We start from the raw sequence: 20,455 nt of genomic DNA on the forward strand, positions 1-20,455 counted from the left end.
GGGAGAGCCTGCGTACCGCTGGCGACGAAGCGCGCCGCCGTACCGCCGGCGACGGAGCGCGCCGTTACGACGCGCCGCCCAGCACCGCCCGCAGCCGCGCCGCCCGTTCCGGCCGCGGCCCCTCCAGCGCGAGCACCCCCGCCAGCACCTCCGCCGTCTGCGGGTCGTGCAGCGCCGTCGCCGCCGCCATCGCGGTGAACTGGTCCACCAGCCAGTCGCGCAGCTCCGCCACCGGCAGCGCGCGCCCCTCGTCCAGCCAGCTCAGCGAGGCGCCCTCGACCACCGCGATCCACGAGCGCACCAGCAGCGTCAGCCGCGGCCCGGCCTCCCGCACGCCCAGGTGGCGCAGGGTCCGCCGCAGCGCCGCCCGCCGGACGTCGTCCACGATCGCCGAGGTGCGGGCCGTCTCCACCACCGAACCGCCGCGCAGCAGCGCCGAGTAGCCCGCGTCGTGCTCGGCCACGAAGGCGAAGTAGCCGTCCAGTACCGCCGACAGCTGCTCGGACGGCGTCCCGCTCACCGGCACCGCGAAGCGGCTGGTCAGCTCGTCCGCCGCGGTGCGCAGCGCGGCCTCGTACAACTGCTGCTTGCCGCCCGCGAAGTAGCGGTACACCAGCGGGCGGGACGCCCCGGCGGCCTCGGCGACGTCGTCCAGGCCCACCTCCTCCGGCGGCCGGGAGGCGAACAGCTCCAGGGCGACCGCGATCAGCTGCTCGCGCCGCTGCTGGACCGGCAGCCGCCGGTAGCCGGTGCGGCGCGGGCGCGGCTCGGGTACGGCCGGGCCGGGGCCCTGGCCGGCGGCCGGAGTGGGGCTGGCTTCCATGGCGGCCAAGCGTAATGGCCGCCGGACGGATCGGGTCCTGTCGCGCCGAACGGATTTTCGCAGGCGAACGCCGGTCGCAAAGGGGTTGCAAAGCCGCCGTGCCACGAAATGATGTCCGAATGCGTGAAGAACTGATCACCGCCGACGGCGCCACCCCTCGCCGCATCGCCGACGACCACGTCCGCGAACTGGCCGAGCTCGACCCGCTGACCGCGGTGTACCTCGGCGTCAACCTCGACGACGACCGGCTGCCCGACCTCTCCCCGGCCGGTCCCGAGGCCGTGGCCGCCCTCGCCCGCCGCACCCTGGCGAAGCTCGACGAGGCCGAGCGGGCCGGCGCCGCCGAGGACGAGGCGGAGCGCCGCTGCGCCCGCCTGCTGCGCGAGCGGCTGACCGCCGAACTCGCCGTCCACGAGGCGGGGGAGAACTTCCGCTCGCTGCGCAACCTCGGTTGCCCGGTGCACGACCTGCGGGAGTCCTTCACCCTGATGGGCACCGACACCGAGGCCGAGTGGCAGGTGGTCGGCCGCCGCCTGGCGAAGGTCCCGGTGGCGTTCGAGCAGTACCGGCGGACGCTGTCCGAGGGCGTCGAGCGCGGCCTGCTGTCCGGCCCGCGCCAGGTGGCCACCGTGCTCGGGCAGTTCGCCGAGTGGCTGGGCGAGGACGCGCCCGCCGACGAGCGGCTTCCCGGTGCCTGGTTCGGCCAGTTCGTCCAGGGCGCGCCGGAGGCGCTGCACCCCGAGCTGTCGAAGCACGCGGTGGCCGCCGCCGAGGCGCTGGCCGAACTGCGCGACTGGCTGCGCGACGTGTACGGCCCGGCTGCGGCCGGCGCCCCGGACACCGCGGGCCGGGAGCGCTACGTCCGCTGGGTGCGCTACTGGACCGGCGCCGACCTGGACCTCGACGAGGCCTACGCCTGGGCCTGGAGCGAGTTCCACGACCTGCTGGCGCAGATGGAGACCGAGGCCGAGAAGGTCCTGCCGGGCGCGGGCCCGCTGGCGGCGATGCGCTGGCTGGAGACCGAGGGCCCGGCCATCGAGGGCGCCGAGGCCGCCCGGGAGTACCTCCAGGGCCTGATGGACCAGGCCGTCCGGGACCTCCAGGGCACCCACTTCGACCTGGCCGAGCCGGTCACCCGGGTCGAGTCGAAGATCGCCCCGGCCGGCAGCGCCGCCGCGCCGTACTACACCGCGCCCTCGCTGGACTTCAGCCGCCCCGGGCGGACCTGGCTGCCGCTGCTCGGCCGGGACCGCTTCCCGGTCTGGGACCTGGTCTCCACCTGGTACCACGAGGGCGTGCCGGGCCACCACCTCCAGCTCGCGCAGTGGAACTACGTCGCCGACCGGCTCTCCACCTACCAGGTGAGCCTCGGCGGGGTGAGTGCCAACCTGGAGGGCTGGGCGCTGTACGCCGAGCGCCTGATGGACGAGCTCGGCTACCTCACCGACCCCGGCCACCGCCTCGGCTACCTCAACGCGCAGATGATGCGCGCGCTGCGGGTCATCGTCGACATCGGCATGCATGTGGGTATGGAGTTCCCGGCGGACTCCCCGTACAAGCCGGGCGAGCCGGTCAGCCCCGAGTACGCCCGGGAGTTCTTCGGCCTGTACTGCGGGCTGTCCGCGGACTTCCTGGACAGCGAGCTGGTCCGCTACCTGGGCCTGCCCGGCCAGGCGATCGGCTACAAGCTCGGCGAGCGCGCCTGGCTGCGCGGCCGGGCGGCGGCGAAGGCGGCGCACGAGGCGCGCGGCGAGGAGTTCGACCTCAAGGCCTGGCACATGGCGGCGCTCTCGCAGGGCTCGCTGGGGCTGGACGACCTGGTCGAGGAGCTGTCGGCGCTCTGATCCACGACGCGGCGCGGGCCGCGACGAGGGCCGTGGAACCAGGCCCCCGGGACTCGGTCCGGAGTCCCGGGGGCCTGGTCCTTTTGTCCCGGAGGACCGATTTGGTGAGGTTTTTCCTTGCGATCCGTCCGGAGCGGAGTTTCGCTGGAAGGCGACTGCGTGACCTCTCCGCCCCACTCCGGAAAGGCTCCGACCAGTGACTGCGCAAACCGCCACCGGTCACGGTCATGAGGACGCGGACCACCGCCGCTGGTGGGCGCTGGCGGTCATCGCCACCGCCCAGCTCATGATCGTGCTCGACATCACCATCGTGAACATCGCACTGCCGTCGGCCCAGCGGGACCTCGGCATCTCGGACGCCGACCGGCAGTGGGTGATCACCGCCTACACGCTCGCCTTCGGCGGTCTGCTGCTGCTCGGCGGCCGGCTGGGCGACCTCTTCGGCCGCAAACGCGTGTTCACCGTCGGCCTGCTGGGCTTCGCCCTCGCCTCCGCCGTCGGCGGCGCGGCGGCCGGCCCGGCCATGCTCTTCGGCGCCCGTGCCCTCCAGGGCGCGTTCGGCGCCCTGCTCGCCCCCTCCGCCCTGGGGCTGCTCTCCACCACCTTCTCCGATCCACGGGAACGCAGTACGGCCTTCGGCATCTTCGGCGCGATCGCGGCCGGCGGCTCCGCGATCGGCTTCATCGCCGGCGGTCTGCTGACCGAGTACCTGGACTGGCGCTGGTGCCTGTTCGTCAACGTGCCGATCGCCGCCGTCACCGCCTTCGCGGCGTTCAGCGTGCTGCCGCGCGACCACGTCGCCAAGGGCCGCCGGACCCGGCTGGACCTGCCCGGGGCGCTGCTCGGCTGCGGCGGCCTGCTGGCGATCGTCTACGGCACCTCCGAGGCCGTGACCCGGGGCTGGGGCGACGGCCTGGTGCTCGGCCCGCTGCTGCTGGGCGTCGTGCTGCTCGCGCTGTTCGTCCTGGTCGAGCGGCGCACCGCGCACCCGCTGCTGCCGCTGCACATCGTGGCCGACCGCAACCGCGGCGGGGGCGCGCTGTCGATCGGCCTGGCGATGGTCGGCATGTTCGGCACGTTCCTGTTCCTGACCTACTACCTGCAGGCCATCAAGCACTTCTCGCCGATCGTGTCCGGTCTGTCCTTCCTGCCCATGACGGTCGCCATCGTGCTGAGTTCGACGGGCTTCGCGGCCCGGATGATGACCAGGGTGCCGTCCCGGAACCTGGTCGGCCCGGGCCTGCTGCTCGCCGCGGGCGGCATGGCCTGGCTGACCCAGATGCGGGTGGACAGCGCGTGGGCCGCCATGGTGCTGCCCGCCGAGCTGCTGATCGGCTTCGGCATGGGCCTGGTGTTCATGCCGGCGATGAGCCTGGCCACCCTCGGGGTCGCCCCGAACGAGGCCGGCGCGGCCTCGGCCACCATCAACTCGGCCCAGCAGGTGGGCGGTTCGGTCGGCACCGCGCTGCTGAACACGGTCGCGGCGAGCGCCACCGCGAGCTTCCTGGCCACCCGGGTCGCCGCCGACCCGGCGGTCCAGGCCCAGGGGGCGGTGCACGGCTACGTCGTCGCCACCTGGGTGGCGACCGGCGTGCTGGCGCTGGCCGCGCTGGTCGCGGTGCTGATGATCGACCACCGGCCGGCGCCGGGCGAGGCCACCGGCGTCGAGGGCGCCGCGGCGGAGCCGGGGGCGGCGGCCGTACCCGCCGGGGACGGCCGGCCGACGGGCCTGCGGGCGGCGGCCGCCGCCGACGTCCGGGCCAACGTCCGGCCCGCGAGCGACGCCCGGGTGGAGACGGGGGCGGAGCGGCCACCGGGCGACTGAGAACGTGCAGCAGGGTCTCGCAGTCAACCTCCGGCGCCTCCTTGACCCCTGGCCACCGTCCAGGGGTCGAGGAGGCGCCGCCGTGCAGGCGGTTCCTCCACCGATCCGCACGACCGGGACGGCGCGGACCCGCACGGACGGCGCCCTGGCCGGTACGGTGCAGGCGGGGGCGGGCGACGGATTTCTCATCGAACTCCGAGGAGCCCGTCACGACCTTTCCAGGCCGAGGCGTCATAGTCGTTGACCGAACGCCGCCCCCGATCGCCCCGGCAGGAGAAACAGGCATGGGCAAGCACCGCCGCCAGAGGCCGCGCCGCCGCGGACTCCTGGCCCCGTCCCTGTTCACCGCGCTGTCCGCGGTGGCGGTCGCCGCCGTGCTGACCGGGACGCACGGACTGGACCTGTCCGACACCACGGCCGCCGGGAAGGCGGCCCGCAGCACCCGGGCGGCCGCCGCGCCCGCCCCGGCCGGCGACCAGGCGGCGGCCACCCCGGTCGCGGCCCCCTCGCCGCCCGCGTCCGCGTCGGCGACCCCGACCGCCGCCCCGGCCCCGGCCGACCCGGCCTCCGCGACGGCCACTCCCGCCGCCCACGACGCCGCCCTCGGCACCACCGGCCCGGCCCCGGCCGGCGACCGGGAGACGGAAACCGTCGGCCCGCTGTTCAGCGGTGCCCTCGCGGCCGGCGACCACTTCTGCACCGCCAGCGTGCTGCACAGCGCCACCGGCAACCTGCTGCTGACCGCCGCGCACTGCCTCGGCGGCACCGACGGCGTCACCTTCGCGCCCGGCTACCGCGACGGCACCGCCCCGTACGGCACCTGGCGGGTGACCGCGGTCCACACCACCGACGGCTGGTCCCGCAACGGCGAGGTGGACGAGGACTTCGCGATCCTGGAGACCGCCCCCAGCGACGGCCGCAACGTCGAGGACGTGGTCGGCGGCAACCGGCTGGGCACGGACGAGCCGTTCGACGCGACCGTCCGGCTCTACGGCTACCCCGCCGCCTCCGAGACGCCGCTCCTGTGCACCAACACCACCGCCCGGCAGAGCGAGTACCAGCGGGTCGTCCAGTGCCCGGGCTACCCGTCCGGCACCAGCGGCGGCCCGTGGATCGACACCGCCACCGGCGACGTGATCGGCACGATAGGCGGCTACCAGCAGGGCGGCGACACCGACGACACCTCGTACAGCGCCTTCTTCGACCACACCATCGCGGACCTGTACGCCCAGGCCGAGACGGCCGCCTCCTGAGCCCGCGGGGCCCGGTCCCGAACCGGGCCCCGGCCGGCCCGGCGCCGAACGGCCCAGGAACATGACGAAGGCCCAGATCCGTGGAACAACTCCACTGATCTGGGCCCTGGTTACACTCTCGCAATCACAGCGTGAGTGCCCCCGGTAGGATTCGAACCTACGCACCCGCCTCCGGAGGGCGGTGCTCTATCCCCTGAGCTACGGGGGCCTGTCGGCCTGTCGGCGGCTCGCGCTTCCGACGTGGAGAACACTACCAGGCTCCGGCCGTGGTCCGTGCACGGGTTTTCCCGGAGACCGTCCGGGCGGTGCCGGCGGGCCTCGGCGGAAGTGCCCAAAGGCCGGACGGGGCGGCGGGGCCGCCGATACCCTCGGTGAGGTGTCGGGAGTGTCCGGGCGGGTCCTCGTGGTGGACGACAGCGAGGTGATCCGCCAGCTGATCAGGGTCAACCTGGAGCTCGAGGGCTTCGAGGTGGTGACCGCCGCCGACGGCGCCGAGTGCCTGGAGGTCATCCGCCGGGTGCAGCCCGACGTGGTGACGCTGGACGTGATGATGCCGCGGCTGGACGGCCTGCGGACGGCGGCCCGGCTGCGCGCGACCCCGGACACCAGCCGGCTGCCGATCGCGATCGTGAGCGCCTGCACCCCGGCGGACCTCGACCTGGGGGAGACCGTCGGGGTGGACGGCTACCTGGGCAAGCCCTTCGACCCGGCCGACCTGGTGGCGCTGGTCCGGCGCCTGATGCGGCTCAAGGGCCACCCCGGGGAACCGCCCGGGGAGCCGTCCGGCGGCCGGGCCGCCGGACGCCCCGCCGGACCGCCCGACATAGTTCGCCCTGAGCGAACAGAATGCGGCGACGGCGGCTGAGACCCCGTAACGACGGCGCCCCGGCGTCCCAACCGGTAAACCGGGTGGCGGGCGGGCACCCCGTCTCGCCTACGCTTGGCGTCGTGACCCCCGCAGACCTTTCCCAGGCAATCCAGGCCGCAGTGAGCACCGCCGTCGAGGCGGGCGAGCTGGCCGTCGCCGTGCCCGAGCACGTGACGGTCGAGCGGCCCAAGAACAGGGACCACGGCGACTACGCGACCAACGTGGCCCTCCAGCTCGCCAAGGCGGCCGGCAAGCCGCCGCGAGCCGTTGCCGAACTGCTGGTCGAGCGCCTGCGAGGGATCACCGGCATCGCCAAGGTCGACATCGCCGGTCCGGGCTTCCTGAACATCACCCTGGACACCGCCACCGCCGGTGCGCTCGCCCGCACCATCGTCGAGGCGGGCGAGGCCTACGGCCGCAACGACGCCCTCAAGGGCCTGAAGATCAACCTGGAGTTCGTCTCCGCCAACCCGACCGGCCCGATCCACATCGGCGGCGTCCGCTGGGCGGCCGTCGGCGACTCGCTGGCGCGCGTGCTGCGGGCCTCCGGCGCCGACGTCACCACCGAGTACTACCTCAACGACGCCGGTGTGCAGATCACCAAGTTCGCCGCCTCGCTGCAGGCCGCCGCGAACGGCCGCGAGGTGCCGGAGGGCGGGTACGTCGGCGAGTACATCGTCGACATCGCCAAGACGCTCACCGACGCGATCCCGGGCGTGCTCGACCTGCCCGAGGCCGAGCAGCTGCAGGTCTTCCGCACCGAGGGCCTCAAGCTCATGGTCGCCGAGATCAAGCGCTCGATGGACGAGTTCGGCACCCACTTCGACGTGTGGTTCTCGGAGAAGACGCTGCACGACTCCGGCGCGGTCGAGAAGGCCATCGACCGGCTGCGCGAGCAGGGCCACGTCTTCGAGAACGAGGGCGCGGTCTTCCTGCGCACCACGGACTTCGGCGACGACAAGGACCGCGTCCTGATCAAGGCCGACGGCGACAAGACCTACTTCGCCGCCGACGCCGCGTACTACCTGTCCAAGCGGGACCGCGGCGCCGAGGTCGCGCTCTACATGCTGGGCGCCGACCACCACGGTTACGTCAACCGCCTCAAGGCCATCTCGGCCTGCGCGGGCGACGACATGAACCACAACATCGAGGTGAAGATCGGCCAGTTCGTGAAGATGCTTCGCGACGGCGAAGAGGTCCGCATGTCCAAGCGGGCCGGCAACATCATCACGATCGACGACGTGGTCGAGTGGATCGGCGTGGACGCCGCCCGCTACACCCTGGCGCGCTCCTCCACGGACTCCACGATCACGCTGGACATCAACCTGCTGACCAGCCAGACCAACGAGAACCCGGTCTTCTACGTCCAGTACGCGCACACCCGGATGTGCGGCGTGGCGCGCAAGGCCGCCGAGCTGGGCGTCGACAAGGGCACGGTCGAGCAGTTCAAGCCCGAGCTGCTGGCCACCGAGTGGGAGTCCGACGTGCTCGGCCACCTCGCGGAGTTCCCGCGCGTGCTGGCCACGGCCGGCGAGCTGCGCGAGCCGCACCGGGTCGCGCGCTACCTGGAGGACCTCGCGGGCAAATACCACCGCCTGTACGAGAACTGCATGTTCCTGCCCAAGGGCGACGAGGAGCTCGACGACACGCACCGCGCCCGCCTCTGGCTGGTCGAGGCGACGCGCACCGTGCTCGCCAACGGCCTCACGCTCCTGGGCGTGACGGCGCCCGAGCGGATGTAGGCACCACCCCCAAGCGCACTGCGGGGGCGGCTGACGGTCAACGAGGACCGTCGCCGCCCCTCGCCATAGGTCTCGAAGGACACTGGGAAGCATGAGTCGTTCCGCACACCCGGCAGGACCCCGGCACGGGGACGTACTGCCGGAGGGCCACTACCAGGCCCCGCCCGCCGACCTGAACGCGCTCGACCCCAAGGTCTGGTCGCGCACCGTCACCCGGAACGCCGACGGCGTGGCCACCGTCGGCGGCGTCGACGTCCGGCGGCTGGCCGCCGAGTTCGGCACCCCCGCCTACGTGCTGGACGAGGAGGACTTCCGCGGCCGGGCGCGCGCCTGGCGGGACGCCTTCGGCACCGGCGCGGACGTCTACTACGCCGGCAAGGCGTTCCTCTCCAAGGCCGTCGTGCGCTGGCTGCACGAGGAGGGCCTCAACCTCGACGTGTGCAGCGCGGGCGAGTTGGCCGTCGCGCTGGCCGCCGGGATGCCGCCGCAGCGGATCGCGCTGCACGGCAACAACAAGTCGGTGGACGAGCTCGAGCACGCGGTGAAGAGCGGCGTCGGGCACATCGTGGTCGACTCCTACGAGGAGATCGAGCGCCTCGCCTCCATCGCCGCCCACCAGGGCGTGCGCCAGCCGGTGCTGATCCGGATCACCGTCGGCGTGGAGGCGCACACCCACGAGTTCATCGCCACCGCGCACGAGGACCAGAAGTTCGGCCTCTCGCTCAACGGCGGCGCGGCCGCCGAGGCGGTGCGCCGGGTGCTCCGCCACGACAGCCTGGAGCTGCGCGGCATCCACTCGCACATCGGCTCGCAGATCTTCGACATGGCCGGGTTCGAGGTGGCCGCCCGCCGGGTGGTCGGCCTGCTGGCCGGGATCCGTGACGAGCACGGCGTCGAGCTGCCCGAGATCGACCTCGGCGGCGGCCTCGGCATCGCCTACACCAGCGAGGACGACCCGCGCGAGCCGGCCGAGATCGCGGCCGCGCTGGCCGAGATCGTGCGCCGCGAGTGCGCCGCCGCCGACCTGGCCACCCCCCGGCTGAGCGTGGAGCCGGGCCGGGCGATCGTCGGCCCGACCGCGTTCACGCTGTACGAGGTCGGCACCGTCAAGCCGCTGGAGGGCCTGCGCACCTACGTCAGCGTGGACGGCGGGATGTCGGACAACATCCGCACCGCGCTGTACGACGCCGAGTACTCGGTGGCCCTGGTGTCCCGCACCAGCGACGCGGAGCCGATGCTGGTGCGGGTGGTCGGCAAGCACTGCGAGTCCGGCGACATCGTCGTCCGGGACGCCTTCCTGCCGGCCGACCTGGCCCCCGGCGACCTGATCGCGGTGCCCGCCACCGGCGCCTACTGCCGCTCGATGGCGAGCAATTACAACCACGCGCTCAAGCCTCCCGTGCTCGCCGTCAGGGACGGTGCGGCGCGGGTGATCGTCCGGCGCGAGACGGAGGAGGATCTCCTGCGTCTGGATATCGGATGACGAAATCCTCGTCTCAGATCATGGAACGACCGTAGATCCGTACGGAAAGTCCCGGAGACTGGTACGGACCGAAGTTCCCGGCGGTCCCGGAAAACCCGCCGGAAATTACCGAAGCAGATGAATGCAGAGCGGAGTCGGATGATGCGTACGCGCCCGCTGAAGGTGGCGTTGCTGGGTTGTGGTGTGGTGGGCTCCGAGGTGGCGCGCATCATGACGACGACGGCCGACGACCTCGCCGCTCGCATCGGTGCTCCGGTCGAGCTGGCCGGGATCGCGGTCCGCCGCGCCGGGCGGACCCGCCCCGGCGTCCCCGAGCACCTGATCACCACCGACGCCGAGGCCCTGGTCAACCGGGGCGACATCGACGTGGTGGTCGAGGTGGTGGGCGGCATCGAGCCGTCCAAATCGCTGATCCTGTCCGCCTTCAAGCGGGGTGCGTCGGTGGTCAGCGCCAACAAGGCGCTGCTCGCCAAGGACGGCACCGAGCTGCACGCCGCGGCCGCCGAGGCCGGGGTCGACCTGTACTACGAGGCCGCGGTGGCGGGCGCGATCCCGCTACTGCGTCCGCTGCGCGAGTCCCTCGCGGGCGACAAGGTCAACCGGGTGCTGGGCATCGTCAACGGCACCACCAACTTCATCCTCGACAAGATGGACACCACCGGCGCCGGCTACTCGGAGGCGCTGGAGGAGGCCACCGCGCTGGGTTACGCCGAGGCCGACCCGACGGCCGACGTCGAGGGCTTCGACGCCGCCGCCAAGGCCGCGATCCTGGCCGGCATCGCCTTCCACACCGAGGTCACCGCGGCCGACGTCTACCGCGAGGGCATCACCGAGGTGACCGCGGCCGACATCGCCTCGGCCAAGGAGATGGGCTGCGTGGTCAAGCTGCTCGCGATCTGCGAGCGGGCCGCCGACGGCGCGTCCGTCACCGCGCGCGTCCACCCGGCGATGATCCCGCTGTCGCACCCGCTGGCGTCCGTCCGCGAGGCGTACAACGCGGTGTTCGTCGAGGCCGAGGCGGCCGGCCGGCTGATGTTCTACGGCCCCGGTGCGGGCGGCTCGCCGACCGCCTCCGCGGTGCTCGGCGACCTGGTCGCGGTCTGCCGCAACAAGCTGGCCGGCGCCACCGGCCCCGGTGACTCGCTGTACACGCAGCTGCCGGCCAAGCCGATGGACCAGGTGGTCACCCGCTACCACGTCAGCCTGGACGTGGACGACCGCGCGGGCGTGCTCGCCCAGGTGGCGTCCGTCTTCGCCGAGCACGGCGTCTCCATCGACACCGTGCGCCAGCAGGGCCGCGACGGCGACGCCTCGCTCGTCGTGGTCACCCACCGTGCCACCGACGCCGCGCTGTCGGCGACGGTCGACAAGCTCCGCGCGCTGGACAGCGTGCGGGACGTGGCCAGCATCATGCGGGTCGAAGGGGAATAAGGAACCAGCCATGAACGCCGTTGCCGAGAACGTCGTCCGAGGCGCGCACACCCACCAGTGGCGCGGCCTGATCGAGGAGTACCGGGACCGCCTGCCGGTCACCGCGGCCACCCCGGTGGTCACCCTGCTGGAGGGCGGCACGCCCCTGGTCCCGGCCCAGGTGCTCTCCGAGCGCACGGGCTGCGAGGTCTACCTCAAGGTCGAGGGCGCCAACCCGACCGGCTCCTTCAAGGACCGCGGGATGACGATGGCCATCTCCAAGGCCAAGGAGGAGGGCGCGCAGGCGGTCATCTGCGCCTCCACCGGCAACACCTCGGCCTCCGCCGCCGCGTACGCGGTACGGGCCGGGATGGTCTCCGCGGTGCTCGTCCCGCAGGGCAAGATCGCCCTCGGCAAGATGGGCCAGGCGCTGGTGCACGGCGCCAGGATCCTGCAGGTCGACGGGAACTTCGACGACTGCCTCACCCTTGCGCGTGAACTGTCCGAGAAGTACCCGGTGGCGCTGGTCAACTCGGTGAACCCGGTGCGGATCGAGGGTCAGAAGACCGCGGCCTTCGAGATCGTCGACATGCTCGGCGACGCCCCGGACATCCACGTCCTGCCGGTCGGCAACGCGGGCAACATCACCGCGTACTGGAAGGGCTACCGCGAGTACGCCGCCGACGGCATGGCCGCCCGCACCCCGCGGATGTGGGGCTTCCAGGCATCCGGCTCGGCCCCCATCGTGGACGGCGCGCCGGTGCTCAAGCCGCAGACCATCGCCACCGCGATCCGGATCGGCAACCCGGCCTCCTGGGACTTCGCGCTCGCCGCGCGGGACGACTCGGGCGGCCTCATCGACAAGGTGACGGACCGTCAGATCCTGTCCGCCTACCGGCTGTTGGCCTCGCAGGAGGGCGTCTTCGTGGAGCCCGCCTCGGCCGCCTCGGTGGCCGGCCTGCTGGCCAAGGCGGAGGCCGGCCTGGTCGACCCGGGCCAGCGGATCGTCTGCACCGTGACCGGAAACGGCCTGAAGGACCCGGACTGGGCGGTGGCCGGCGCGCCGCAGCCGCAGGTCGTCCCGATCGACCCGGAGGCGGCCGCCCGCAGCCTCGGACTGCTCGACCGCTAGAAAGGCCTGACGCCCCGACGGGCCGACCCTTTCGGGGGTCGGCCCGTCGGAGTTCCCCACTGACACTTTTGTGTCAATCGCGCCGCGCGCGGCAATGCGTTTCCGCCCCCCTCCCCGGCCGGGCGGGGTGCGCATTCCGGCCAGAACGGCAACACACCAGATCGAAGGCCCACGAGGTGTACCGCTCGGGAACCTCTCTTCGATACTCTGGCTTCGGCCGTGTGGCACATGCCCCGGGCCCGGCGGGTCCGGGCCGCGCCGACCGTCGCGACCGCCCGCCCCGGAGGGGCCGCGGTCCGTTCCCCGCCATCGCACCGACGACGCGCTCCGCGCCGCCCGATTTCCCCAGGAGAGTCCACCGCATGGCCGGTCCTGCGTTCCGTGCCGCCGCCGTCCGGGTCAGGGTTCCCGCGACCAGCGCCAACCTCGGCCCGGGCTTCGACGCCTTCGGGCTCGCGCTGGGTCTGTACGACGACGTGGTCGTCCGGGTCGCCGACTCCGGCCTCTCCGTCGACATCGCCGGCGAGGGTGCCGAGACGCTGCCGCGCGACGAGCGCCACCTGCTGGTCCGCTCGATGCGCGCCGCCTTCGACCGGCTCGGCGGCCAGCCGCGGGGCCTCGAAGTGGTCTGCGCCAACCGGATACCGCACGGCCGCGGCCTCGGCTCCTCCTCGGCCGCCATCTGCGCCGGCATCGTGGCCGCCCGCGCGGTGACCATCGGCGGCCCGTCCGCGCTGGACGACGACGCCCTGCTGGCCCTCGCCTCCGAGCTGGAGGGCCACCCGGACAACGTGGCCGCCTGCCTGCGCGGCAACTTCACCATCGCCTGGACCGACGAGGAGTCGGCCAAGGCCGTCGCGCTGGAGCCGTCCGAGCAGGTCGTCCCGGTGGTGTTCGTGCCGGCCGGCGAGGTGCTCACCGAGACCGCGCGCGGACTGCTGCCGAGAACCGTCCCGCTGGCCGACGCGGCCGTCAACGCCGGCCGCTCCGCACTGCTGGTGGAGGCGCTCACCCGGCGCCCCGAGCTGCTCCTCGCCGCCACCGAGGACCGGCTGCACCAGGACTACCGCGCGTCCGCCATGCCGGACAGCGCCGCCCTGGTCGGCGCGCTGCGCGCCGAGGGGGTCCCCGCGGTCATCTCCGGGGCCGGCCCGACCGTCCTGGCGCTCACCGACGAGGCGGGCGCCGACAAGGTGCTCTCCTTCGCCGGGCACCACGGCCACGGCGGCGACCCGGCGTTCGCCGCGCACCGGCTGGAGGTCGACCGAGCCGGGGCCGTCGTGCTCCCGCTGGACGTCTGAGCAGCCCGAACGTGCCGTTCGGGGCGCGGTGGCGGCACCCCGCCGAGCCGGCTCCGACGGACACGATTGGCAAGCGCGAGGCTGGGGAATGTCTGAGGGAGTCGGTAGTGTTAACCTCATTGCTGCACCAGGTGCCCTCCGGGGCTAGGTGCGCCGCGTCCCGATCCCAGCGCTCCACGGCAGTGGAGCCCCGGCGATCCACGGGGCGACGATTCTCCGGGAGCCCACCGCAGCGCGTACGCAGCCTGCCTGCGCGACATGCGGCCGCATCCCGAAGCCGTGACGGCACCTGACTCCCACCCGCGGCCTCCCACCTAGAGGCACAGGACGGGCGGAGCGCGGGCCACCGTCACGCGACGGGGGCCCGGGATTCGCAGGGAGCGTGGGGGTTACGCCCTCAGGGGAGGTCGACACACGACCGGCCCACGCGCCACTCAGCACCACCGTGCTTCACGCACCGCACCTCGTACGTAGCTCTCCCTCGACGGGCTCCCGCCATTCGAGGGACCACCGCCTCGGACCGACGCAGTCGAGCGTTGGTCAGGACAGCACAACCGGTCGCCGAGCCAGACAGGCCGACGTCCGCTCCAGGGAAGGACCCTTAGTGAGCGACTCCACCGATCTGATGGGCGCGCGCCCGGACGCCGATGCGTCGGACGCAGCCGCCGCCCCCGCTGCCCCGGCGCGGCGCCGCCGCAGTGCCGCCGCGGGCCTGGACGGCATGGTCCTGGCCGAGCTCCAGAAGCTCGCCGCGGACCTTGGCATCACCGGTACCGGACGCATGCGCAAGAGCCAGCTGATCGAGACCATCAAGGAGAAGAGCGGCGGGGACCCGCTGCTCGCCGCCGGTGGCGCCGCCCCGGCCGCCAAGCGCGCCGCCGCCAAGGCGGACGCCGAGGCCCCGGCCGAGAAGCCGGCCCGCCGCACCAAGGCCGCCGCCGCCAAGGCGGAGGCCGAGGCCCCGGCCGCCGCCGAGCCGCAGACCCAGATCGAGATCCCGGTCCAGGCCGCCGCCGAGACCGCCGCGCCCGCCCGCGCCGAGCGCACCCGCCGCCGGGCCACCTCGGCCGCCGGAGCGCCCACCGCTCCGGCCGCGGAGGCCGCCACCGAGGCCGCCGGCGTCGCGGTCGCCGAGTCGAAGCAGGCCGAGGCCCGCCCGGCCGAGACCCGCGGCTTCGAGAGCCGGGAGGACGGCCGCGAGAGCCGTCGCGACCGCCGTGAGCGCCGCGAGCGCCGCGACGGCACCGAGCGCACCGAGCGCACCGACCGCCAGGAGGGCGGCGAGGCCCAGGACGGCGACGGCCGCGAGTCGCGCCGCGACCGCCGCAACCGCCGCGAGCGCACCGACCGCACCGACCGCCAGTCCCAGCAGGGCGGCGGCCAGCAGCAGGGCGGCCAGGCCGAGCAGCAGGGCCGCCAGACCCAGCAGGCCCAGCAGCCGCAGGCCCAGCAGGGCGGCTACGAGGACGACGAGTTCGGCGAGGGCCGCCGCGGCCGGCGCGGGCGCTACCGCGACCGCCGTGGCCGCCGTGGCCGCGACGGCTTCGAGGCCGGCCCCGTCGAGCCGCAGATCGGCGAGGACGACGTCCTGATCCCGGTCGCGGGCATCCTCGACATCCTCGACAACTACGCGTTCGTGCGCACCTCCGGCTACCTGCCGGGCCAGAACGACGTCTACGTCTCGCTCGCCCAGGTCCGCAAGAACGGCCTGCGCAAGGGTGACGCCATCACCGGTGCGGTGCGCCAGCCCCGCGACGGCGAGCGCCGCGAGAAGTTCAACGCCATGGTGCGGCTGGACTCCGTCAACGGCATGGACCCGGAGAGCGGCCGCGGCCGTCCCGAGTTCAACAAGCTCACCCCGCTGTACCCGCAGGAGCGGCTGCGCCTGGAGACCGACCCGGGCGTGCTGACCACCCGGATCATCGACCTGGTGTCGCCGATCGGCAAGGGCCAGCGCGGTCTGATCGTCGCGCCGCCGAAGACCGGCAAGACCATGGTGCTCCAGGCGGTCGCCAACGCGATCACCCACAACAACCCCGAGTGCCACCTGATGGTCGTCCTGGTCGACGAGCGTCCGGAAGAGGTCACCGACATGCAGCGGTCGGTGAAGGGCGAGGTCATCTCCTCGACCTTCGACCGCCCGGCCGAGGACCACACCACCGTCGCCGAGCTGGCCATCGAGCGCGCCAAGCGCCTGGTGGAGCTGGGCCACGACGTGGTCATCCTGCTGGACTCGATCACCCGCCTCGGCCGTGCCTACAACCTGGCCGCGCCGGCCTCCGGCCGCATCCTGTCCGGCGGTGTCGACTCGACCGCGCTGTACCCGCCGAAGAAGTTCTTCGGCGCCGCGCGCAACATCGAGAACGGCGGCTCGCTGACCATCCTGGCCACCGCGCTGGTCGAGACCGGCTCGCGCATGGACGAGGTGATCTTCGAGGAGTTCAAGGGCACCGGCAACATGGAGCTCAAGCTCGACCGGAAGCTCTCGGACAAGCGCATCTTCCCGGCCGTCGACGTGGACGCCTCCAGCACCCGCAAGGAGGAGATCCTGCTCGGCAGCGAGGAGTTGGCCATCGTCTGGAAGCTGCGCCGGGTGCTGCACGCGCTCGACTCGCAGCAGGCGATCGAGCTGCTCCTGGACAAGATGAAGCAGACCAAGAGCAACGCCGAGTTCCTGATGCAGATCGCCAAGACCACCCCCGGCTCCGGCGACTGACCGTAGCCGGACGGCTGTCGAAGCACGGAACCCCGGATCGCGCGAGCGGTCCGGGGTTCCGTCGCGTCCGGCCCGGTTTGTTCCGGAGTCGGGACAACTTGGGGGCGTTTGGCGCGCCTTGTCCGATTTACCCTGGACCGTATGGCCGAACACAAGAGGGTCCCGAGTCGCCGCCGCAGGCTCCTGCGGACGGCGGCCTGCGCGTTCGCCGCGCTCGTCGTCCTCGGCGCCGGTGCGGCCCTCTTCGCCTACTTCAGGTTCAACGGCAACATCAGGAGCGTCGACATCGACGCCCGGCTCGGCGACGCCCGGCCGCCGGCCGCCACCGACGGCTCCTTCAACATCCTGGTGCTCGGCTCCGACTCGCGGAGCGGCGCCAACGGCTCGATCGCCGGCGGGGACACCGGCGACACCGCCCGCTCGGACACCGCGATGGTGGTGCACATCACCCAGGACCACTCCCGCGCCCAGATCGTCTCGATCCCGCGCGACACCCTGGTCGCCCGCCCCGACTGCACCGACGCGAACGGCCGGACGGTGCCCGGCGCCAAGCGCGCGATGTACAACAGCGCCTTCGAGAGCGGCGGCGCGGCCTGCGCGGTCAGGACCACCGAGCAGCTCACCGGGCTGCGGATGGACCACTACCTGCAGATCGACTTCGCCGGCTTCGCCCGGGTCGTGGACGCGATAGGCGGGGCCACCGTGACCACCACGGTGGCCATCCACGACAAGGACAGCGGGCTCGACCTGCCGCCCGGCGAGCACCACCTGGACGGACAGCAGGCGCTGGCCTTCGTGCGCACCCGGCACGGCGTCGGCGACGGCAGCGACCTCGGCCGGATCGAGCTCCAGAAGCAGATGGTGCGGTCTCTGCTGAAGCAGGCCGGGGGGAGCGGGCTGCTCACCAACCCGGTCAAGCTGTGGTCGCTCGGCGACACCGTGACCAGGAGCATCACCACCGACTCCGCGCTCGGCTCGGTGAACGCGCTGGTGGGGCTCGCCCAGGAGCTCAAGGGGATAGGCCCGGACCAGCTGAGCATGGTCACCCTGCCGGTGGCGGCGGCCCCCGGCGACCCGAACCGGGTGGTGCCGCAGCAGCCGCAGGCCGGGCAGGTCTGGGCGGCGCTCAAGGCCGACCAGCCGTTCCCCCCGGCCGTCGTCTCCACGCAGCCGGAGAACCCCGCTGCTACTCGCCCGCTCGCCTCCGGGCGCTCTTGACCCGGCGCCGACGGTCGGCGCTCCCTCGCTCCTTCGTCGCTCCCTCGCTTCTCCCTTTCGGCACCGGCGCGCCCTTCGGCTCGGGGCGGGTGCTGCTACTCGCCCGCTCGCCTCCGGGCGCTCTTGACCCGGCGCCGACGGTCGGCGCTCCCTCGCTCCTTCGTCGCTCCCTCGCTTCTCCCTTTCGGCACCGGCGCGCCCTTCGGCTCGGGGCGGGTGCTGCTGTTCGCCCGCTCGCCTCCAGGCGCTGAGGGGGCCCGGAATATCCCGGAACGCGACCCGGTTTGGGAAGATGCGGCCGGTCCTGGCAGACTGGTCCGTCGGTCCCGGTTCACGTGCGGCGCTCCAGCCGCCGACCCGGTGCCCTCCCGAAACCTAGGAGACCCCCTTGAAGTCCAACGTTCACCCCGAGTACGTGGTCACCCGCGTGACCTGCACCTGTGGCGCCGAGTTCGTGACCCGCTCGACCGAGACCAGTGGCGAGATCCGCGCCGAGGTCTGCTCGCAGTGCCACCCGTTCTACACCGGCAAGCAGAAGATCCTCGACACCGGTGGCCGCGTGGCCCGCTTCGAGGCCCGCTTCGGCAAGCAGCACAGCGCGAAGGCCTAGCGCTCACTCGGCGCCGGTTCCCGGCGCCCCCGTACTGTTGTCGGGGGCGTCGGGGGCCGGCGCCGTTCGCGTCCCCCGCGAGTTCCCCACCCCCCACACGTTTCCGAGTCCCCGGGAAGAAGGCCACCCCCATGTTCGAGGCAGTCGAAGAGCTCCTCGTCGAGCACGCCGACCTCGAGACGAGGCTGGCCGACCCGTCCGTCCACGCCGACCAGGCCAACGCCCGCAAGCTGGCCAAGCGGTACGCCGAGCTGACCCCGATCACCCGGGTCTACCGGCAGTGGCGACAGGCCGGCGAGGACATCGAAGCCGCGCGCGAACTCGCTGCCGAGGATCCGGAGTTCATCGCCGAGGTGAAGGACTCCGAGGCGCGCCGGGAGGAGCTCACCGAGGAGCTGCGGCTGCTGCTGGTCCCGCGCGACCCGAGCGACGACAAGGACGTCATCCTGGAGATCAAGGCGGGCGAGGGCGGCGAGGAGTCCGCGCTGTTCGCCGGCGACCTGCTCCGGATGTACCTGCGCTTCGCGGAGCGGGTCGGCTGGAAGACCGAGATCATCGACTCCAACGAGTCCGACCTCGGCGGCTACAAGGACGTCTCGGTGGCCGTGAAGACCAAGGGCAGCACCGAGCCCGGCCAGGGCGTCTGGGCCCGGCTGAAGTACGAGGGCGGCGTGCACCGCGTGCAGCGCGTCCCCGCCACCGAGTCGCAGGGCCGCATCCACACCTCCGCGGCGGGCGTGCTGGTCACCCCCGAGGCGGAGGAGGTCGAGGTCGAGATCCTCGCCAACGACCTCCGCATCGACGTCTACCGCTCCTCCGGCCCCGGCGGCCAGTCGGTCAACACCACCGACTCCGCGGTCCGGATCACCCACCTGCCGACCGGTATCGTGGCGTCCTGCCAGAACGAGAAGAGCCAGCTCCAGAACAAGGAGCAGGCGATGCGCATCCTGCGGTCGCGGCTGCTGGCCGCCGCGCAGGAGGAGGCCGAGCGGGAGGCCTCGGACGCGCGCCGCAGCCAGGTCCGCACGGTCGACCGCTCCGAGCGGATCCGCACGTACAACTACCCCGAGAACCGCATCTCGGACCACCGCACCGGATTCAAGGCGTACAACCTGGACCAGGTCCTGGACGGCGAACTGAACGCGGTGATCCAGTCCTGCGTGGACAAGGACGCGGCGGCCAAACTCGCCGCGGCCGCCCAAGAGAACTGAGACCGGCGCGCCCCAGCCCGCGCTTCGCCCGAAGCCGGAGCGCAGAAACAAGAGGTCGTACGGATGAACCTGCTGCTCGCCGAGGTGGCCCAGGCCACCCAGCGGTTGGCCGCGGCCGGCGTGCCGTCGCCGCGCTTCGACGCGGAGGAGCTCGCCGCCTACGTCCACAACGTCAAGCGCAGCCAGCTGCACACGGTGAAGGACGCCGACTTCGACGCCCGCTACTGGGAGGCGGTCTCCCGGCGGGAGGCGCGCGAGCCGCTCCAGCACATCACCGGGCGGGCGTTCTTCCGCTACCTCGAACTGGAGGTCGGCCCCGGGGTGTTCGTGCCCCGGCCGGAGACCGAGACGGTCGTCGAGTGGGCGATAGACGCGGTGCGCGACATGGACGTGGCCGAGCCGCTGGTGGTGGACCTGTGCTCCGGCTCCGGCGCGATCGCCCTCGCCCTGGCCCAGGAACTTCCGCGCTCGACCGTGCACGCCTTCGAACTGGACGAGGGCGCGCTGGAGTACACCCGGCGCAACATCGAGGCCAGCCCCGACCGCGCCCGGGTCACCCTGCACGCCGGTGACGCCACCAAGGCCTTCGAGGACGACCGCTCCTGGGACGGCCGCTTCGACCTGGTCATCTCCAATCCGCCGTACATCCCGCTCACCGAGTGGGAGTACGTCGCGCCGGAGGCCCGCGACCACGACCCGCAGATGTCGCTGTTCTCCGGCGAGGACGGCCTGGACACCATCCGCGGCATCGAGCGGGTCGCGGCCCGACTGCTGCGCCCGGGCGGCGCGGTGGTGATCGAGCACGCCGACCAGCAGGGCGGCCAGGTGCCGTGGATCTTCAACGAGGAACACGGCTGGACGGACACCGCCGACCACCGCGACCTCAACAACCGGCCGCGCTTCACGACCGCCCGGAGGGTCGGGTCGTGAACGGTCGAGCACAGCACGACCGCCCGGAGGGTCGGGTCGTGAACATCGAACGCTGTACGACAGCGCGCAAGGCCGCGCTGTGACCGCAG

15 protein-coding genes and 1 tRNA gene are annotated in these 20,455 nt (G+C 72.9%); 14 read left to right on the forward strand and 2 right to left on the reverse strand.

Annotated elements, in window-relative coordinates; genetic code table 11:
* Window positions 1–64: 64 nt before the first annotated feature.
* Window positions 65–823: a TetR/AcrR family transcriptional regulator gene (locus tag ACZ5GH_RS23015; protein WP_387750252.1), complete on the reverse strand. Its 759-nt coding sequence runs from the start codon at window positions 821–823 to the stop codon at window positions 65–67.
* Window positions 824–942: 119 nt separating this feature from the next.
* Here ACZ5GH_RS23015 and ACZ5GH_RS23020 point away from each other — a divergent pair, with 119 nt between their 5' ends.
* The 3 genes from ACZ5GH_RS23020 to ACZ5GH_RS23030 all read left to right on the forward strand — a co-directional run bounded on the left by ACZ5GH_RS23020 (window position 943) and on the right by ACZ5GH_RS23030 (window position 5,745).
* Window positions 943–2,667: a DUF885 domain-containing protein gene (locus ACZ5GH_RS23020; protein WP_387750254.1), complete on the forward strand. Its 1,725-nt coding sequence runs from the start codon at window positions 943–945 to the stop codon at window positions 2,665–2,667.
* A gap of 196 nt (window positions 2,668–2,863) precedes the next feature.
* On the forward strand, window positions 2,864–4,492 hold the full coding sequence (locus ACZ5GH_RS23025) for an MFS transporter (RefSeq protein ID WP_464335146.1): 1,629 nt from the start codon (window positions 2,864–2,866) through the stop codon (window positions 4,490–4,492).
* A gap of 284 nt (window positions 4,493–4,776) precedes the next feature.
* Complete coding sequence (locus ACZ5GH_RS23030; RefSeq protein WP_464335147.1) at window positions 4,777–5,745, forward strand: trypsin-like serine peptidase; 969 nt, start codon at window positions 4,777–4,779, stop codon at window positions 5,743–5,745.
* Window positions 5,746–5,881: 136 nt separating this feature from the next.
* Here ACZ5GH_RS23030 and ACZ5GH_RS23035 read toward each other — a convergent pair.
* Window positions 5,882–5,953, reverse strand: a tRNA-Arg gene (locus ACZ5GH_RS23035).
* A 177-nt stretch (window positions 5,954–6,130) separates the two neighbouring features.
* On the opposite strand from ACZ5GH_RS23035, the gene ACZ5GH_RS23040 reads away from it, so the two are divergent.
* The 11 genes from ACZ5GH_RS23040 (at window position 6,131) to prmC (ending at window position 20,366) form a co-directional block, all read left to right on the forward strand.
* Window positions 6,131–6,610, forward strand: coding sequence for a response regulator (locus ACZ5GH_RS23040; RefSeq protein ID WP_387750603.1), 480 nt, complete (start codon window positions 6,131–6,133; stop codon window positions 6,608–6,610).
* A gap of 83 nt (window positions 6,611–6,693) precedes the next feature.
* On the forward strand, window positions 6,694–8,355 hold the full coding sequence (gene argS / locus ACZ5GH_RS23045) for an arginine--tRNA ligase (protein WP_387750263.1): 1,662 nt from the start codon (window positions 6,694–6,696) through the stop codon (window positions 8,353–8,355).
* Window positions 8,356–8,446: 91 nt separating this feature from the next.
* The gene (lysA, locus tag ACZ5GH_RS23050; RefSeq protein ID WP_464335148.1) at window positions 8,447–9,838 is read left to right on the forward strand and encodes a diaminopimelate decarboxylase; all 1,392 of its coding nucleotides are present in this window, start codon (window positions 8,447–8,449) and stop codon (window positions 9,836–9,838) included.
* A 138-nt stretch (window positions 9,839–9,976) separates the two neighbouring features.
* The gene (locus tag ACZ5GH_RS23055; protein WP_387750269.1) at window positions 9,977–11,269 is read left to right on the forward strand and encodes a homoserine dehydrogenase; all 1,293 of its coding nucleotides are present in this window, start codon (window positions 9,977–9,979) and stop codon (window positions 11,267–11,269) included.
* Between the two features lie 10 nt (window positions 11,270–11,279).
* Window positions 11,280–12,380 carry a threonine synthase gene (gene thrC, locus ACZ5GH_RS23060; RefSeq protein WP_387750271.1) on the forward strand — a complete coding sequence of 367 codons (1,101 nt, stop codon included), beginning with the start codon at window positions 11,280–11,282 and terminating at the stop codon, window positions 12,378–12,380.
* A 362-nt stretch (window positions 12,381–12,742) separates the two neighbouring features.
* Window positions 12,743–13,681 carry a homoserine kinase gene (gene thrB / locus ACZ5GH_RS23065; protein WP_387750274.1) on the forward strand — a complete coding sequence of 313 codons (939 nt, stop codon included), beginning with the start codon at window positions 12,743–12,745 and terminating at the stop codon, window positions 13,679–13,681.
* Between the two features lie 604 nt (window positions 13,682–14,285).
* The gene (rho, locus tag ACZ5GH_RS23070; RefSeq protein WP_464335149.1) at window positions 14,286–16,397 is read left to right on the forward strand and encodes a transcription termination factor Rho; all 2,112 of its coding nucleotides are present in this window, start codon (window positions 14,286–14,288) and stop codon (window positions 16,395–16,397) included.
* Between the two features lie 141 nt (window positions 16,398–16,538).
* Entirely contained in the window at window positions 16,539–17,615 is a 1,077-nt protein-coding gene (locus ACZ5GH_RS23075; RefSeq protein WP_464335150.1) for an LCP family protein, read from the forward strand.
* A gap of 388 nt (window positions 17,616–18,003) precedes the next feature.
* Window positions 18,004–18,225, forward strand: coding sequence for a 50S ribosomal protein L31 (gene rpmE, locus ACZ5GH_RS23080; RefSeq protein ID WP_329927982.1), 222 nt, complete (start codon window positions 18,004–18,006; stop codon window positions 18,223–18,225).
* Between the two features lie 131 nt (window positions 18,226–18,356).
* Window positions 18,357–19,436, forward strand: a complete 1,080-nt coding sequence (prfA, locus tag ACZ5GH_RS23085; RefSeq protein WP_387750284.1) for a peptide chain release factor 1 — start codon at window positions 18,357–18,359, stop codon at window positions 19,434–19,436.
* A gap of 63 nt (window positions 19,437–19,499) precedes the next feature.
* A complete protein-coding gene (gene prmC / locus ACZ5GH_RS23090) occupies window positions 19,500–20,366 on the forward strand; it encodes a peptide chain release factor N(5)-glutamine methyltransferase (protein ID WP_360346986.1) in 867 nt (288 codons plus the stop codon).
* Window positions 20,367–20,455: the final 89 nt, after the last annotated feature.

This window comes from Kitasatospora sp. Xyl93, from assembly GCF_055383135.1.

What these genes read in the sequence shown, in the direction of transcription:
- ACZ5GH_RS23015 (WP_387750252.1), bottom strand. Translation starts at nt 823, where the DNA reads ATGGAAGCCAGCCCCACTCCGGCCGCCGGCCAGGGCCCCGGCCCGGCC.
- ACZ5GH_RS23020 (WP_387750254.1), top strand. Translation starts at nt 943, where the DNA reads ATGCGTGAAGAACTGATCACCGCCGACGGCGCCACCCCTCGCCGCATC.
- ACZ5GH_RS23030 (WP_464335147.1), top strand. Translation starts at nt 4,777, where the DNA reads ATGGGCAAGCACCGCCGCCAGAGGCCGCGCCGCCGCGGACTCCTGGCC.
- lysA (WP_464335148.1), top strand. Translation starts at nt 8,447, where the DNA reads ATGAGTCGTTCCGCACACCCGGCAGGACCCCGGCACGGGGACGTACTG.
- ACZ5GH_RS23055 (WP_387750269.1), top strand. Translation starts at nt 9,977, where the DNA reads ATGATGCGTACGCGCCCGCTGAAGGTGGCGTTGCTGGGTTGTGGTGTG.
- thrC (WP_387750271.1), top strand. Translation starts at nt 11,280, where the DNA reads ATGAACGCCGTTGCCGAGAACGTCGTCCGAGGCGCGCACACCCACCAG.
- thrB (WP_387750274.1), top strand. Translation starts at nt 12,743, where the DNA reads ATGGCCGGTCCTGCGTTCCGTGCCGCCGCCGTCCGGGTCAGGGTTCCC.
- ACZ5GH_RS23075 (WP_464335150.1), top strand. Translation starts at nt 16,539, where the DNA reads ATGGCCGAACACAAGAGGGTCCCGAGTCGCCGCCGCAGGCTCCTGCGG.
- prfA (WP_387750284.1), top strand. Translation starts at nt 18,357, where the DNA reads ATGTTCGAGGCAGTCGAAGAGCTCCTCGTCGAGCACGCCGACCTCGAG.
- prmC (WP_360346986.1), top strand. Translation starts at nt 19,500, where the DNA reads ATGAACCTGCTGCTCGCCGAGGTGGCCCAGGCCACCCAGCGGTTGGCC.